General features: G+C 61.2%; 13 protein-coding genes and 1 tRNA gene. 7 read left to right on the top strand and 7 right to left on the bottom strand.

The window, feature by feature from the left end; all coding sequences use genetic code 11:
- Positions 1 to 32: 32 nt before the first annotated feature.
- Positions 33 to 1,712 carry a tetratricopeptide repeat-containing sulfotransferase family protein gene (locus IHQ72_RS26465; RefSeq protein WP_258118264.1) on the top strand — a complete coding sequence of 560 codons (1,680 nt, stop codon included), beginning with the start codon at positions 33 to 35 and terminating at the stop codon, positions 1,710 to 1,712.
- Positions 1,713 to 1,962: 250 nt separating this feature from the next.
- Here IHQ72_RS26465 and IHQ72_RS26460 read toward each other — a convergent pair whose 3' ends face one another.
- Entirely contained in the window at positions 1,963 to 3,126 is a 1,164-nt protein-coding gene (locus tag IHQ72_RS26460) for an IS4 family transposase (RefSeq protein WP_258117380.1), read from the bottom strand.
- A 541-nt stretch (positions 3,127 to 3,667) separates the two neighbouring features.
- Positions 3,668 to 4,879, bottom strand: a complete 1,212-nt coding sequence (locus IHQ72_RS26455) for a porin (protein WP_258118263.1) — start codon at positions 4,877 to 4,879, stop codon at positions 3,668 to 3,670.
- A gap of 465 nt (positions 4,880 to 5,344) precedes the next feature.
- Here IHQ72_RS26455 and IHQ72_RS26450 point away from each other — a divergent pair.
- Positions 5,345 to 5,435 (top strand) — tRNA-Ser (locus tag IHQ72_RS26450).
- Positions 5,436 to 5,639: 204 nt separating this feature from the next.
- Positions 5,640 to 5,882 carry a GIY-YIG nuclease family protein gene (locus tag IHQ72_RS26445; RefSeq protein WP_258118262.1) on the top strand — a complete coding sequence of 81 codons (243 nt, stop codon included), beginning with the start codon at positions 5,640 to 5,642 and terminating at the stop codon, positions 5,880 to 5,882.
- A gap of 24 nt (positions 5,883 to 5,906) precedes the next feature.
- Here the strand turns inward: IHQ72_RS26445 and IHQ72_RS26440 are convergent, their stop codons facing one another.
- A complete protein-coding gene (locus IHQ72_RS26440) occupies positions 5,907 to 6,800 on the bottom strand; it encodes an alpha/beta fold hydrolase (RefSeq protein ID WP_258118261.1) in 894 nt (297 codons plus the stop codon).
- Positions 6,801 to 7,080: 280 nt separating this feature from the next.
- Entirely contained in the window at positions 7,081 to 9,120 is a 2,040-nt protein-coding gene (locus IHQ72_RS26435; protein WP_258118260.1) for a lytic transglycosylase domain-containing protein, read from the bottom strand.
- A 330-nt stretch (positions 9,121 to 9,450) separates the two neighbouring features.
- Between IHQ72_RS26435 and dapA the strand changes: the two genes are divergently transcribed.
- The 3 genes from dapA (at position 9,451) to IHQ72_RS26420 (ending at position 11,830) form a co-directional block, all read left to right on the top strand.
- Positions 9,451 to 10,332, top strand: coding sequence for a 4-hydroxy-tetrahydrodipicolinate synthase (gene dapA / locus IHQ72_RS26430; RefSeq protein WP_258118259.1), 882 nt, complete (start codon positions 9,451 to 9,453; stop codon positions 10,330 to 10,332).
- A gap of 246 nt (positions 10,333 to 10,578) precedes the next feature.
- Entirely contained in the window at positions 10,579 to 11,058 is a 480-nt protein-coding gene (gene smpB / locus IHQ72_RS26425; protein ID WP_258118258.1) for an SsrA-binding protein SmpB, read from the top strand.
- A gap of 28 nt (positions 11,059 to 11,086) precedes the next feature.
- Positions 11,087 to 11,830 carry a glycoside hydrolase family 25 protein gene (locus tag IHQ72_RS26420; protein WP_258118256.1) on the top strand — a complete coding sequence of 248 codons (744 nt, stop codon included), beginning with the start codon at positions 11,087 to 11,089 and terminating at the stop codon, positions 11,828 to 11,830.
- Between the two features lie 46 nt (positions 11,831 to 11,876).
- Here the strand turns inward: IHQ72_RS26420 and IHQ72_RS26415 are convergent, their stop codons facing one another.
- Complete coding sequence (locus IHQ72_RS26415; RefSeq protein WP_258118255.1) at positions 11,877 to 12,239, bottom strand: winged helix-turn-helix transcriptional regulator; 363 nt, start codon at positions 12,237 to 12,239, stop codon at positions 11,877 to 11,879.
- Between the two features lie 103 nt (positions 12,240 to 12,342).
- Here IHQ72_RS26415 and IHQ72_RS26410 point away from each other — a divergent pair, with 103 nt between their 5' ends.
- Positions 12,343 to 13,356 (top strand): zinc-binding alcohol dehydrogenase family protein, encoded by a 1,014-nt coding sequence (locus IHQ72_RS26410; RefSeq protein ID WP_258123935.1) that lies wholly within the window; start codon positions 12,343 to 12,345, stop codon positions 13,354 to 13,356.
- A 26-nt stretch (positions 13,357 to 13,382) separates the two neighbouring features.
- Here the strand turns inward: IHQ72_RS26410 and IHQ72_RS26405 are convergent, their stop codons facing one another.
- Positions 13,383 to 14,060: a uracil-DNA glycosylase gene (locus tag IHQ72_RS26405; protein WP_374120283.1), complete on the bottom strand. Its 678-nt coding sequence runs from the start codon at positions 14,058 to 14,060 to the stop codon at positions 13,383 to 13,385.
- Positions 14,057 to 14,638 (bottom strand): LabA-like NYN domain-containing protein, encoded by a 582-nt coding sequence (locus tag IHQ72_RS26400; RefSeq protein ID WP_123149816.1) that lies wholly within the window; start codon positions 14,636 to 14,638, stop codon positions 14,057 to 14,059. The genes IHQ72_RS26405 and IHQ72_RS26400 overlap by 4 nt, the downstream gene beginning before the upstream one ends.
- Positions 14,639 to 14,660 lie beyond the last annotated feature (22 nt).

The following is a 14,660-nucleotide window of genomic DNA, read 5'->3' as shown; positions in this document are numbered from 1 at the left end:
GCGAGATATCTCTTTTTGCTAGCGAGATGTTCATGAACAATCGACTCCCACCTGCTTGGTCAAAGCACATCAAGCCCGGACCCGCGCCGAAAGCGAAGGTGCCGATAGCGAAGCCGTTAGCGAGCCCGCAGAAAGGAAACGCCCAGTCGCGTGCGCAGGCCGACGACGCGCTGCTGAAACAGGCATATGCCTTTCAGCAGGCCAAGCGGCTTGATGAGGCTCAGGACCTGTGCCTCCGCGTTCTGGCGCGCACGCCGAACCATCCGCTCGCCTTGTACATCCTGGGGACCTTATACCTTGGTTACGATGATGAGAGGGCCTTGCGATATTTCGCACGGGCGGTCGGCGAGGAGCCTAAAAACCCTTACTACCACCTCAGCCTGGGCGAGGCCTATGTGAAGGTCAGCGAGTATGCGCCAGCAATCAGGCATATGCAGTATGCCCTGGAACTGCAGCCGGGCCTTATCGAAGCACTTTGTGCATTGGGGCGCACTTACATGGCGTTTGACAAACCCGACATGGCTTTGCCGCTTTACGAGAAGGCGCTGAAAATCAACCGCGATCATCCCAAGGTGCGAGCCGGGCTGGCCAGCGCGCTCAGCGGCCTGGGGCGTATGGATGAAGCCGCCGTCTATCTGAAAGAAGCGATCGATCGCCGTATTGGGGTGCCGGCTGCCTACAACGACCTTGTACAGACGCGAAAGTTCACCGAGGAGCCCGAGGAGCTCCAGTCCATTCTTCGTGAACTCGGTAATCCGAAACTTGGTGCGGAAGGCGCGCAGCAACTCCATCACGCTGCCGGCAAGGTGCTGAACGACCTCAAGCGCTATGATGAGGCATTCGACCATTTCAACAAGGCGAAACAGGCCTCCGGCCACCAGTTCGATATCGATCTGTATCGTCGGTGGATCGATTCGATGATTGAAACCTTCACGCCGGACTTTTTGGCTGCCCGCGCCGGCTATGGAAATCCTTCCGAAGCGCCTGTGTTCGTGGTTGGCATGCCACGCTCGGGGACGACGCTCACGGAGCAGATCTGCGCCAGTCATCCGGACGTTCATGGTGCAGGGGAGCTTAGCAAACTGAGGCGGGTTGCGAATGCGATCGGTCTCAGGACATCATCGGCTGGAGATTTGCACCAGCCAATCACCTCGATCACAGAAGTCCTGTCCAGAACCTTGGCCGAAGAGCATCTGTCCTACTTGCGGGAGCGGGCGCCTGCCGCACTTCGCGTCGTGGATAAGACGCCGCACAATTTTGAACTGGTCGGTCTTATCGGGCTTCTCTTCCCCAACGCGCGCATCATTCATTGCCGCCGTGACGCCATCGACAATTGCGTCTCCTGCTTCGTCCTCAACTTCAGCGAGGCACACAGCTACAACACCGACCTGAAAACACTAGGCCTGTACTATCGCGAGTATGACCGCCTGATGCGGCACTGGAACGAGGTCTTTCCAGGCCTTATCTTCGAAAATCGTTACGAGACGTTGGTCGACGACCAGGAAGCCCAGTCACGCCGCCTGATAGATTATCTCGGGCTGCCCTGGGATGACGCCTGCCTGCGCTTTTTCGATCGGGATGGTTCGGTCAACACGCCCAGCCGCTGGCAGGTTCGTCAACCGATCTACAGATCGTCGGTCAAGCGCTGGAAGAACTATGAAAACGAAATTCAGCCGCTGATACAGTCGCTTGGCGATCTCGCAGAGATTTGACTCGAGGTTGGCGGTCCGCATTGTGTGGACCGCGAGGGTCGCAAGAGCATAGGCTGATCTTCAGCCGCCAAATGCCCAACATCTGCGATTGGCCGCAGGCCACCACGCCTTCGCAGGGCGGAGCGAACGGCTTATCCTGTTCCTTCCAAGCGCTGCTGCGGTGCAGAATCTTTCAAGACGCTGGAGGGACAGCGCCCCCCTCTGTCCTGCCGGACATCTCCCCCACGAGGGCAGGGCTGTCCGGGGAAAGTTATTCATATATGAAGGCCATCTGATTGGGAGAGGCTCGGTCTTTTGGTCGGCTTTGATTGACCGGTGGCGGCTTGTGGATGGTGTGCATTTTCCGCCGCCCGAACAAGTATTGAGCGACCAGTTCTGTGAACCTCAAGATTGGAATAGGGACGCGGCGGGTGCGCGCGACAATGCGCAGCAGCGCATAGGCGATCATTGCGGCAAAGAGTTGCAGGCGAATGGCATTGCCGTTGTTGCCGAGGAACTTGCGGATCTTGAGGTGCTGCTTGATCCATCGGAACAGAAGCTCGATTTGCCAGCGGCCTTTGTAGAGCCGTCCAATCTCGATGGCGGAGCGCTCCAGATCGTTGGTCAAAAGCGTGATGGTGTCGCCCTCTTCGCGCTGAACGCGCAGGCGACGCAGGCGCATCGGCAGCTTGCAAACGCCCTTGCTGACCAGGCTTACCTCACTGTCTTCCACAACCAGGAAGCCGTCGCCCTGCGGCTCGGCTATAGGGCGATCGCACACCAGCGCCAGCCCCATGTTGGCCTTGGGCCGCGTCACGAAGATCGATCCGGCTTCGGCGATCGCCGTCCACCAGCCATAATGGCAGTAGCCCTTGTCGAACACGTAGGTCGCTCCAGCTTCGATCGTGATCTGGCGGCCGACCTGGGCGTCGTTGACGTTGGCGTCGGTGATGTCGAGGACGCGCGGACAGTCGGCCTTCGGGTCATAGACGACATGCACCTTCATGCCGCGGATGCGCCCGTTCGACTTGGCCCAATCGCACAGTTTGCCGAGCGGAATGGGGGTCGAGTCGATCAGCCGCAGCATTTCTGTGCCCTCGCGCCGCGTCTGCCGGTCAAGCAGACCCGCCACCAGACCGAACGCCTCGGCAAAGATGGCGACCGGACGCCGTCTGTTGGCGTCCGACAAGGTCGAACGCATCAAGGGACCGCTGCCCAGGTGATAATGATGCTGGCTGTTGGCGTTCCAGCCGGCTTCCAGGCCACGCAAGCCGCTGCTGCCGCAGAACTGGGCATAGATCAGCGCCACCAGATGATCCCAGCTTCTGAACGATTTGTCGTACGCATCCCCGTCGTGGCGATCCACAATTGCTTGGAATTGACGCCGATCGATGGGTTCAAGAAGCTGCCCGAAGATGCTAGGTGCAAAGCGCATGCCCCGTTCCTTTTCTGAGTCTCGACAACCAGAGAGAAGACGGACAAAACCCGTTTTACGGGGCATGCACATGTGGCATTTCGATTCACTCAAAACTTTCCCCGGACAGCCCTGCCACGAGGGGGGAGATTGGCCGTCATTGCGGCTTTCGCTAATCTCCAACGTTGATGAACAGGCGCTGTCAGCGAAGCTGCCGATCTCCCTCCTTGTGGGGGAGATGTCCGGCAGGACAGAGGGGGGCGCGAAGGATCGCTACTGCCCTCAATCCGAGCCGCTGCATTCTTCGGCTGATGTAACGGCATGGATCCCAGGGTCTCCGCTCCGCTTCGCGTCATTCCGCCCCCGGGGATGACGAAGGCATGATGGCCAACCGCCGGCGTTTGAGATTGGCAATTGACCGCCAATCTAGCAGCTGCAGACCGATCAAAGAACGACCATGGCCGGTATCGGCGGCGCCATACATTCCGCCCTTGACAGCCACGCCGATACGAAAAAACCCGGCGGTTGCCCGCCGGGTTGGAGTTCAGTCAGACAAAGTCTGTTAGAACGAGCGCTGGAAGCGGAGCATGCCGCCGAGGCTGTCTTCGTCGTCCGCAGCGGTCCAGTTGGAGAAGTCGTCCTCGCCGAACTCGCCGGCGTGCAGGTAGTCGACTTCGGCCGTGATCGTCATGCCGGGAACGATGTCATAGGCAATGTTGGCGGCGATGCCGAGGTTTTCGCCTTCGTCATACGAGATCTGGGTGTTGAACGAGGTCTTCTCGTTGAAGGTGTAGGTGCCACCGCCCCAGACCGCCCAGTTGCCGGCCCACAGCTTGTACATGCCGCGACCGCCGGCGGTGGGGAATGCAAAGTTGTCGTCCGTGTAGTTGTCGTCCGTGCCGTAGCCGGCCATGATGAACAGCGACAGGTTCTCCATCGGCGTGACGTCGAGGCGAACCTTGCCGGCCACTTCTTCGTAGTTGGCGTCGTAAGCAAGGACGCCGGTGATGGCGCCCCAGCCCTGCGTCCACTTCAGGCCGCCGACGACATGCGGAACATAGCTGTCGATCGTGAAGGGGCCATAACCTTGTTCGAGCGAGACCACGGCCGAGAAGCCGTTGCCGGCGTCGAAATAGTACTGGACGACGTTGGTGTCGAAACCGCCGTAGGGAACCAGCGTATCCTGGATGACGTTGCCGGCATAACCGATGAACGTATCGAAGGCCGATTCGTCTTTACCGACGCGCAGGCCACCGAGCTGAATCCAGGCGAAGTTCAGCGAAATGCCTTTGTTTTCGGCAGGGTTAAAGACATATTCTATGGTATCTACCGGGAGCAGCGGACCGTCGCCGTCCGGGTCGACACCGGGGATGACTGTTCTGCTGACGTGTCGGTTCCGGTTGCCGAAGTTGAAACGGGTCTCGGTGTAGGTCTTCAAGGTGCCGAGCTCGGTTTCCTGGCCGGTCCAGGTCTTGAAGTTAAAGCGGGCCTGCTTGTAGTACGTGTCCTGAATGTCGCCGTCTTCGGCGTCGAAGTTCTCAGCACCGTCGAACGAGCCGACGTCGCCGACGCCGATGTCGTAGCGGACATAGCCGCCGATGCGCAGGCAGGTCTCGGTGCCGGGGATGTAGAAGTAGCCAGCGCCGTAGACGTCGCAGATGCGGACGAATTCAGCTGGTTCCGGCTCGGCAACGACGACGGCGTCGGCGGCGCGCGCACCGGAAACTGCGACCAGTGCCGCAGCGGAGCCAAGAAGAAGGCTCTTGATGTTCATTTTCTGACCTCCAGTCAAAAGTTAAAAAACGGGTCTGGGTATTCTTTGCTGAAGGACAGCGTTCCCTGCCCCATCCCCACTACCGAAAAAGATGCGCACCGCGCCGCTCCTTCGAATTCGACATTACCCATGAGGCGGCGGCGTTCAACCACCATCGCATCGGCGAAAGGTCTGTGCGGGTGCTATCCCCCTGCGTTGTTGCACAAATGACACGATTTGGCCTCACTCGGAAAGCTCCCATTAACCATTGAGCTGTCGGAAACCCTTGGGCGAGCCTTGCAATCCGGCCGATTCCGGCAATTGCCCCCTCCCGGAATTGCGACGATGTCGTGAGTCGCCAGCCAAGGCATTGCCGCAGAATCGCCGCATGGCAAAAGCGCGGTTTCGGCAGAAGCCGGTTTTTTCAACGATAATGGGTCAGGCTTGTTGATTGTGCCGGCGCTTTTCTTTATCCACCGGCGCAACGGAGAGGTGGCCGAGTGGTCGAAGGCGCTCCCCTGCTAAGGGAGTAGAGGTCAAAAGCTTCTCGTGGGTTCGAATCCCATCCTCTCCGCCATCCTGCTTCGCGCTTCGCGCTTCGCAGGACAAGTCCAGCAAATCCCTCTCCGCGCGAAGCAGGATGCCCTCCGAAGCCTTGGCGAAGGAGGGCTGCAAAGTACCTTGAAACTCTGCAAAACACGGTTGGCAGTCTTCCTCTCGCGAAGCAGGATACCCACCGGCATAGTCCTGCTAGCCGCGAAGTAGGGAAGGGGGCGATTTCGTGTGGTACGTATATCTGATTGAAAGCAAGGCTGCCGAAGGTGAGCGCTATATCGGCGTAACTTCCGACCTGAAACGACGGATTGTCGAGCACAACGCCGGAAAATCCAGCCATACTTCCAAATTCATGCCATGGCGGATCGTGACCTATGTCGCCTTCTCGAACCAGGCTAACGCGACTTCATTCGAGCGTTATCTTAAATCCGGTTCGGGGCACGCTTTCGCCAACAAACGTCTGTGGTGAATGTCCGCATCCCTCGCAAAAAATTCACTTTGAGCCGAAGCATTGCTCAGCCGTGTCCAGAAAAGCGGCGATCGCGCCGGGCAGGCCGCCGGTCTCGAGGAAAGGCGCATGACCCTGGCCCTCGGCCGTGATCGTCTCGACACAAGGGTGACGCGTCCGCATCTGTTCGAGCGTCTCAGTGGACAGCAGCTTCGAATTGGCGCCGCGGATGGCGAGCAACGGGATCGCCGTCAGCGCCTCGAACTGCGGCCACAGATCAGGCAGCTTCTGGGTGAGATCGAGTCCCGCCAGCGTGTCGACCAGCTTCGGGTCGAAATCCGGCACCAGGCCTTCATCCGTCTCTCGGTAGAGGGCCGATACCATCCGCTCCCAATCCGCCTCGGTCAGAGCAGGAAAGTCGCTGCCATGCGCGCCGCGCTGGGCGTCGACCGCCTCGGCATGGGTTTTCGGCTTCGGCGTGCGCTCGAGATAGGAGCGGATATGGGCGAAGCCGCCGGCCTCGACCACCGGGCCGATATCGTTGAGTACGACAGCCCTCAGGACGGCCGGGCGCATCGCGCCGAGCACATGGATGATCAGTCCGCCACGTGACGTGCCGATGAAACCTGCCTCCTCGATATCAAGCTCCGCCAGCCCGGCGAGGATATCACCGGCTTCGACGCCGACATTGTAGTGGCCGACATCGGGGTCGTAGGCGGATTGCCCGCGCCCGCGGTAATCGAAGGCGACGATTTTTCGCGGACTTGCCGCCCGTCGCGACAGGTGCAGCGCCAGCTCATGAAAATCGCGGCAGTTCCGTGTCAAGCCAGGCAGGCAGACGACCGGCCAGTGGCCGGAATTCGCTTCGCCGTAGATACGGGCGTGAAGTTGCAGCCCGTCCGGCGAAGCGTAGAAGAAGTCGGAAAAACCGCTCGACATTTGGACTCGATTCCTAGCCGTTGCCGGATCGTCGAGACTGCTACAGGCGACGGCGGGGGTGGTCAAATCGAAGCGTCATTTTCGAGATGTCGGTGGGACAGCGCCCCCCTCTGTCCTGCCGGACATCTCCCCCCTCGAGGGGGGAGATCGGCAGTTTCACTGGCCGCGCCTTTTTCACAGTGTTGGAGATTGGCGAAAGCAAACGGACAGCCGATCTCCCCCCTTGAGGGGGAGATGCCCGGCAGGGCAGAGGGGGGTGCTTCGCCGAACGCTGGACGGATCAACTCCGCCCATCCACCAAATCCCCCACAATGTCGTACTTACCGGAAATGCGCATCTTGTAGACTTCGTAATTCTCCATCACGCGCTGGACGTAACTTCTTGTTTCCGTGTAGGGAATCCGCTCGATCCAGTCGACGACGGCGTCGATGTCCTTGCCGCGCGGGTCGCCATATCTAGCCACCCATTGGGCGGCGCGGTTGGGGCCGGCATTGTAGCCGGCGAAGGTCAGTACATAGGAGCCGTCGAAGCGGCCGAGCTGCTCGCCGAGGAAGGCGGCGCCCAAGGTCGCGTTGTAGCCGGCGTCGGTGGTCAGTCGCACCTGCGAGAAGGTCATTCCGGCCTTCTTCGCCAATTGCCTGGCTGTCCCCGGCATCAGCTGCAGCAGCCCGCGCGCTCCGGCGCTGGAGACGGCGCCGATGTTGAACTCGCTTTCCTGGCGAGCGATCGCATAGGCCAGCGCCTTGCCCGAGCCGGAAATGTTTGCGGTCTCGGGAATGACGCCGAGCGGATGCGACAGCGCGCCGACATCTATGCCGCGCGCGCCGGCGATCTTGCCGACTTTCAGCGCCAGGAAATGGTTGCCCTGCTTTTCCGCCATCGCGGCCAGCAGCGCCAGCTCTCCGGGACTGGTCAACTGTCCAGCGAGGTCGCGGTAAAGCGTGTCGGCGTAGCGCTCATAGCCCGCCTCCTGCAGCCGCCTGATGGCGCTGACCGCTTCGCGGTTGGCGAAATTCCGGTGATCGGCAGCGCTCGGCTGCGGATGGGCGATGTTGAGGACCTGCCGACCGACGCGCTCGCCGGCGAGCTGGCCGTAGAAGGTCGTGCCGTAGGCGGCGGCACGGGTAAAATAATCCTTCGCGCTGCCGGGGCCGCCGGCTTCGGCCGCACGGCCGAGCCAGTAATAGGCGCGCGATAGCGATATCGGCCCCTGGGTGAGAACGGCGATCCGCGTAAAATGCCTGGCAGCGGTGTTGGGATCATTGAGGCCGCGCAGCGCGTACCAGCCGGCATGGAACTCCGCATCCGCCGCGTTGGCGGCACTTTCGGCGGCGTGCGCGGCGGCTATTCTGTAGGCAGTTTTCATGTCGCCCTGGTCGACCAGTTCGCGCGACAGCACCCGGCGCTCGGCCCACCAGGCATCCGGGTCGATCAGTGAGTTGCGGTCGCTCGGCGCCTTCATCACCATTGCGGCGGCGTCGGAAAACCTCTCCTGCTTGCGCAGATATTGGGCTTGGGCGAAGAAATAGCCGGCCGAACGCTGCGCGGCGGGCACCGCCTTCAGCAGTTTGGCCGCGTTCTTGTCGCCCCTGTCCGCCGCCACCCAGGCGTCGGCCAGTTGCTGGGCGCCGGCAACACCGGCGACGCGCAGCGCGGAATTGACCCGGTCGGCATAGAACATGCGCTCCATGCGAAAGCGGTGGTCGGCGGCGGCGATGAGCTTGCCGAATTCCTCGATGATCGCCGCTTCGTCCTTGGCTTCCAGTTTCTCGGTGCGCCAGAAAGGCGACAGCACCGAGCGCGCCGCCTCGACGTTGCCCTGCGAGACATAGGAGCGGGCGAGGATCACCACGCCCTCGATAGTTTGCGGCTGGCTGCCGCCGAATGCCTGCACCACGATCTCTGGCGCGGGGTTTTCTCGGTAGAGCGCGCGCTCGCTGTTCTTGCGCAACGCGATCATGCCCGGCCAGTTCGGCAGCATTTTCGCAGCATCGGCGATCTCGCCGCTTGGCACCTTGTCGCCGCCATGGAGCGCGATCGACCAGGCAAGGATATGCTGGTCGAGCGAATTGACCGGCAGGGCATCGCGCACTCGACGCGCGCCGGCAATGTCGTTTGCCGCCAGCGCATCGAGGCCGCTCTTCAGCCTGGCGACACTGGCGGACGGAGATCCCGCATCCTGCCGGCCCCTATCCTGCAGGTTTGGCATCGGAATGGCCGAAGTGACCTGCACATCGACTTTGCCGGCGGCCACAAGGCTCGGCGTCAACAGGAGAATTGCGCCAACCAGCGCGAAAAAATGAGGCTGCCTGGTCGGCATGGTCTTCATCATTTCCTGTCTACACATTACCAACAGGCACAGATCAACTGAAGCCTAGTTGCCTGTGATGAAGAGCCCGTAAACAGGGCTATCGAGGCCTTTCAAATTGCGCTTGCTGGCACTACCGCCATGCTTGCCGCGCAACAGTGTCGAGACTATGGTGCGCCGCTTCGCTTTCGGCTAGAAGGCGCGCACGACAAAACACCTACAGCGCCGCGCGTCTTCTCGGACGCGCAAAGGACGCTGTAGCACTTTAAATTTGGCGCATGATCTTTCCGTAAATCGACACCGATTTTCGGGTCATGCGCTAGTCCCAAGGAGTTGGACGACATGCTGAGAGGCTCGCTTACCGCGCTCGTGACACCGTTCGAAAAGAGCGGCCGTTTCGACGAGAAAGCGTTTCGCGCCTTCATCGCCTGGCAGATCGCTGAGGGCACGACGGGCGTGGTTCCGGTCGGCACCACCGGCGAGTCGCCGACGCTGTCGCATGACGAGCACCGCCAAGTCGTCAAGGTCTGTATCGAGGTAGCCAAGGGCCGGGTTCCGGTCGTCGCCGGCGCCGGCTCCAACAACACCGAAGAGGCGGTCGGCCTAGTGCAATATGCCGAGAAGGCAGGCGCCGACGCGGCGCTCGTCGTCACGCCTTACTACAACAAGCCGACGCAGCGCGGCCTCTATGCGCATTTCGCCGCGGTCGCCAAGGCGACCAGCCTGCCGATCATAATCTACAATATTCCGCCGCGCTCGGTGATCGACATGATGCCCGAGACGATGGGCCAGCTGGTGTACGACTTCAAGAACATCATCGGCGTCAAGGATGCCACCGGCAAGGTCGAGCGGGTTTCCGAGCAGCGTGCCACCTGCGGCAAGGATTTCATCCAGCTTTCCGGCGAGGACGCCTCGGCGCTCGGCTTCAACGCCCATGGCGGCGTCGGCTGCATCTCGGTGACGGCGAATGTCGCGCCACGGCTGTGCGCCGAATTCCAGGAGGCGACGCTTTCCGGCGAGAACGCCAAGGCGCTGGACTTGCAGGACCGCCTGCTGCCGCTGCACAAGGCGATTTTCCTCGAACCCGGCGTGTCCGGCGCGAAATATGCGCTGTCGAAGCTGGGCAAGATCGAGAACGTGCTGCGTTCGCCGCTGGTCACCGTCGAGCAGTCGACCGCCGAGAAGATCGATGCAGCGATGAAGCACGCTGGCTTGATTAATTAGCGAGCCCGTTTGGAAACTCTACTCCTGCGGCCAACTGAAGGCGTCACCTGCGCTTCCGGTGCTCACGTACTATATGTACGCTCCGCTCCGGTTCTCGCATGGCCCAGAAAGCGTTCGCTTTCGGAAAGGACCATGCGCAAAGTCAGACTTCTAGAGCGCCCTTTGCGCGTTTGAAAAACGCGCGGCGCTCTAGTGCCACCATCATCTGACTCGCAGGAGCGAGTTTCGAAACGGACTCTAGGCGTCATGAATCAAGTCAGAAAAGCCGACCCCAACAACAAGACCGTTGCGGAAAACCGCAAGGCGCGGTTTTCTTATGAGGTGCTCGACACGATCGAGGCCGGCCTGGTGCTGACCGGCACCGAGGTGAAGTCGCTGCGTCAGGGCCAGGCCAACATCCAGGACAGTTACGCTTCGGTCGAGGGCGGCGAGATCTGGCTGATCAACTCCTATCTGCCGGAGTACCTGCAGGCCAACCGCTTCAACCATGAGCCACGCCGGCGCCGCAAACTCCTGCTCAACAAGCGCGAGATGGCCAAGCTGTCGCAGAGCGTCGATCGCGAAGGCATGACGCTGGTGCCGCTAAAAATCTATTTCAACGACCAGGGCCGGGCGAAGCTTTTACTCGCCGTCGGCCGCGGCAAGAAATTGCACGACAAGCGCGAAACCGAAAAGCAGCGCGACTGGTCGCGCGAGAAGGGCCGGCTGCTAAAGGAGGGTGGGTAGACTGGGAGCCGCTCTTTTGAAGAACCGGATGAAGAACCGGATCGTCTTTTGGGGTGCGGCCAGCCTGATCCTGGCGTGCCTCGTCGCGGTCGGCGGCTATTTCTATTTCTATCCGTTTTCTCCGGACCGCGGCAAATATCCGGTCAGGGGCCTCGACGTTTCCCATCATCAGCGGCAGATCGACTGGCGGCGTGTTGCCGCCGATGACATCGCCTTCGCCGTCATCAAGGCAACCGAAGGCGGCGACCATGTCGATGACGCCTTCGCCGCCAATCTGCGTGAGGCCCGTGAGGCCGGTCTGGCGGTCGGTGCCTATCATTTCTTCACCTTCTGCAGGCCTGGCGCCGATCAGGCGAAGAATTTCATCTCCGTCGTGCCGCGCGGTCAACCGCTGCTGCCGCCGGTGGTGGATATCGAATTCGTCGGCAATTGTCCGCGGCGGCCATCGCCCGAAGAATTGAGTATTGAACTCTCGGCTTTCCTTGGTCCTGTCGAGGCAGCCTTCGGCAAAACGGCGATCCTTTATGTGACCGACGAGGCGGCACGGGTCTATGCCGCCCAGATCGTCGGCCGCCCGCGCTGGATTCGTTCGCTGGCGCTGCAGCCAGGTCATGACGACTGGATCTATTGGCAGTACCACGACAAGGGTCGCGTCGACGGCATCAGCGGCGATGTCGACCTGAATGTCCTTCAGGGCAGGCAGGAAACGCTGACGACACTGTTCGCGGCGCCACCTGAATCCATGCCTTCAGAACCCCCGCGAACACCCTGAACGGATTCAGGGATAACGCCTCGGGTGAGGCGCTTCTCGGCCGCCCTTACGCCGCGGCTTGCGAGGTCTGAGGGCCAAGGGCCACATTTGCATCGCCCCAGGTCTTCAGGGCGGTGATCACCGGCTCCAGGCTCATGCCACGCGGCGTCAGGCTGTATTCCACTTTCGGCGGCACCTGCGGATAGATCTTGCGCGCAATCAGCCCATCCGCCTCCAACTCGCGAAGCTGGTTGGTCAACATGCGCTGCGTGCAGTTCGGTATCCGCCGGCGAATCTCGTTGAAGCGCAATGTGCCCTCGAACAGATGGTAGAGCACGACACCTTTCCATTTTCCGTCGATGTAGCGGAGCGTTCCCTCCACGGTGCAGCCGGGGCTGCAATCAAATCGGTCGTGGCGAATACGCGGCATGACGGTATCCTTTTCGACACTATGTGCTTTATATGTGCATTCTTGCGCACGGTGATCGTAGACAGCATGTCTATCGCTTACAACAGCGATCATGAAGATGAAGATGCGCGCCGTCGGTTATCAAATCCCAGCTCCCATCACCGATGATGCCTCCCTCGTCGATATCGAACTGCCGAAGCCCGAGCCCAAGGGACGCGACCTGCTGGTCGAGGTGAAGGCGATCTCGGTCAATCCGGTCGACACCAAGGTGCGGCGCAGCGTCGCTCCCGAAGCCGGTCAATGGCGGGTGCTCGGTTGGGATGCTGCTGGCCGGGTTGTCGCGACCGGCGCGAATGCGAGTCTCTTCAGGCCCGGCGACGATGTCTTCTATTCCGGTGCCTTGGCGCCGCAAGGCACCAATGCCGAGTTCCATCTTGTCGACGAGCGGCTCGTCGGCCGCAAGCCGACCTCACTCGGCTATGCGGAAGCAGCAGCGCTGCCGCTGACGGCGGTCACCGCCTGGGAGACCCTGTTTGATCGTCTCGATGTCAGGAAGCCCGTGGCGGGTGCGGAACCCGCCATCCTGATCATCGGCGGCGCCGGCGGCGTCGGATCAATCGCGGTGCAGCTTGCGAGGCAGTTGACCGGCCTGAGGGTGATTGCCACCGCGTCGAGGCCTGAAACACGGGACTGGGCGCTCGGGCTCGGCGCCCATTATGTCGTCGATCATTCCAGGCCGCTGGCAGCCGAAGTCGCAGCACTGGGTATCGGTGCCCCTAGCTTCGTGTTCTCGACGACGAACACTGACCAGCATCTGGCCGAGATCGCCGAGTCGATCGCGCCGCAAGGACGTTTCGCGGTTATCGATGATCCGAAATCGCTCGACATCAATCCGTTCAAGCGCAAGAGCGTCTCGGTGCATTGGGAGTTCATGTTCACCCGCTCGATGTTCGAGACGGCGGACATGGCGGCGCAAGGCGAACATCTGAACCAATTGGCGAGGCTGGTTGACACTGGCGCGATCCGGACGACGCTTGGCGAGACTGGCGGCCTCATCAATGCCGCCAATTTGAAGCGCGCCCATGCGCTGATCGAGAGCGGCAAGGCCAAGGGAAAGATCGTCCTGGAGGGCTTCTAGCCAACTGACGGCGGCGCGTCCGACTCTTATTTCTGCAAAAACTCTTCTATCTGGCTGAAGACGTTGACGAACATCGCTTCGGTCAGGACGCCGGTGTTGGTGTTGTAGCGCGAGCAATGGTAGCTGGAGAACAGCGTGACGCCATTGGTTTGCTGCTGCCCGCCGTGGCGGAAGGGAAAAGCGGCAACACGCTGGCCGAGCGCCCGCACGGTCGACTGGTGCGCGATCGAGCCCAGCGCCAGCACGGCGCGCAGGTTTTTAAACCGTGCGATCGTCGGCATCAGGAATGTCCGGCAGGTGGCAATCTCGGCGCCGACCGGCTTGTTGTCAGGCGGCACACAGCGCACTGCATTGGTGATCGCCGTGCCGACAAGCTCCAGCCCGTCATCGGGCCGCGCCTTGTATTGGCCGCGAGCAAAGCCGTGCGCGATCAGCATGTTGTAGAGCAGGTCGCCGGCATAGTCGCCGGTGAAGGGGCGTCCGGTGCGGTTTGCGCCGCGCAGGCCCGGCGCCAGCCCGACAATTAACAGTTTAACGGCATCCTCGCCCTCCGGCGGCAAGAAAGTCGGCACCGGCGCATTGAACCAGGACGGCTCGCGCTGCCGCCACTGCGCGATAAAATCATGCAGCCGCGGGCAGAGCGGGCAGTCGCGATCGGGGTCGGGGCACGCGACCAAGGGAGCGGTCAAGACCGCCGTCGTCAATAGTCGTCCTCGTCGACTTCGGCCGGTTCGGGCCGGCGCACCGGCCGCTCGGACGGATCGCGGCCGACCTCGCTCTTCAGCGTCATCAAGTCGATGAAATGGTCGGCCTGCCGGCGCAGATCGTCGGAAATCATGGGCGGCTGCGAAGCCATAGTGGAGACGATCGAAACCTTGCGCCCGCGCCGCTGCAGCGCCTCGACCAGCGTGCGGAAATCGCCATCGCCGGAAAAGATTACATAATGATCGACGACATCGGCGAGTTCCAGCGCATCGACGGTCAACTCGATGTCCATATTGCCCTTGATCTTGCGGCGGCCGGTCGAGTCGGTGAACTCCTTGGCTGGTTTGGTCACCACCTTGAAGCCGTTGTAGTCGAGCCAGTCGATCAGCGGCCGGATCGAGGAGTATTCCTGATCCTCGACGAGCGCGGTGTAGTAGTAAGCACGCAGCAGATAGCCGCGCTTCTGGAAGCTCGACAAAAGCCTGCGGTAGTCGATATCGAAGCCGAGGGCGCGCGACGTTGCGTAAAGATTGGCACCGTCGATGAAAAGAGCGATTTTTTCCCGAGGGTCGAACATGGAAAATATTCCTTTTCGAAAT

It is taken from the genome of Mesorhizobium onobrychidis (genome assembly GCF_024707545.1).
GTDB classification, from domain to species: domain Bacteria; phylum Pseudomonadota; class Alphaproteobacteria; order Rhizobiales; family Rhizobiaceae; genus Mesorhizobium; species Mesorhizobium onobrychidis.
The sequence above is the reverse complement of the archived record's forward strand: the minus strand, read 5'-3'. Positions and strand labels throughout refer to the sequence as shown.

Bases quoted from the DNA above. Each gene is read 5' to 3' on its own strand.
- IHQ72_RS26420 (WP_258118256.1), top strand. From the start codon at position 11,087: ATGAAGAACCGGATCGTCTTTTGGGGTGCGGCCAGCCTGATCCTGGCG.
- smpB (WP_258118258.1), top strand. From the start codon at position 10,579: ATGAATCAAGTCAGAAAAGCCGACCCCAACAACAAGACCGTTGCGGAA.
- IHQ72_RS26415 (WP_258118255.1), bottom strand. From the start codon at position 12,239: ATGCCGCGTATTCGCCACGACCGATTTGATTGCAGCCCCGGCTGCACC.
- IHQ72_RS26455 (WP_258118263.1), bottom strand. From the start codon at position 4,879: ATGAACATCAAGAGCCTTCTTCTTGGCTCCGCTGCGGCACTGGTCGCA.
- IHQ72_RS26440 (WP_258118261.1), bottom strand. From the start codon at position 6,800: ATGTCGAGCGGTTTTTCCGACTTCTTCTACGCTTCGCCGGACGGGCTG.
- IHQ72_RS26435 (WP_258118260.1), bottom strand. From the start codon at position 9,120: ATGCCGACCAGGCAGCCTCATTTTTTCGCGCTGGTTGGCGCAATTCTC.
- IHQ72_RS26400 (WP_123149816.1), bottom strand. From the start codon at position 14,638: ATGTTCGACCCTCGGGAAAAAATCGCTCTTTTCATCGACGGTGCCAAT.
- IHQ72_RS26410 (WP_258123935.1), top strand. From the start codon at position 12,343: ATGCGCGCCGTCGGTTATCAAATCCCAGCTCCCATCACCGATGATGCC.
- IHQ72_RS26465 (WP_258118264.1), top strand. From the start codon at position 33: ATGAACAATCGACTCCCACCTGCTTGGTCAAAGCACATCAAGCCCGGA.
- dapA (WP_258118259.1), top strand. From the start codon at position 9,451: ATGCTGAGAGGCTCGCTTACCGCGCTCGTGACACCGTTCGAAAAGAGC.
- IHQ72_RS26460 (WP_258117380.1), bottom strand. From the start codon at position 3,126: ATGCGCTTTGCACCTAGCATCTTCGGGCAGCTTCTTGAACCCATCGAT.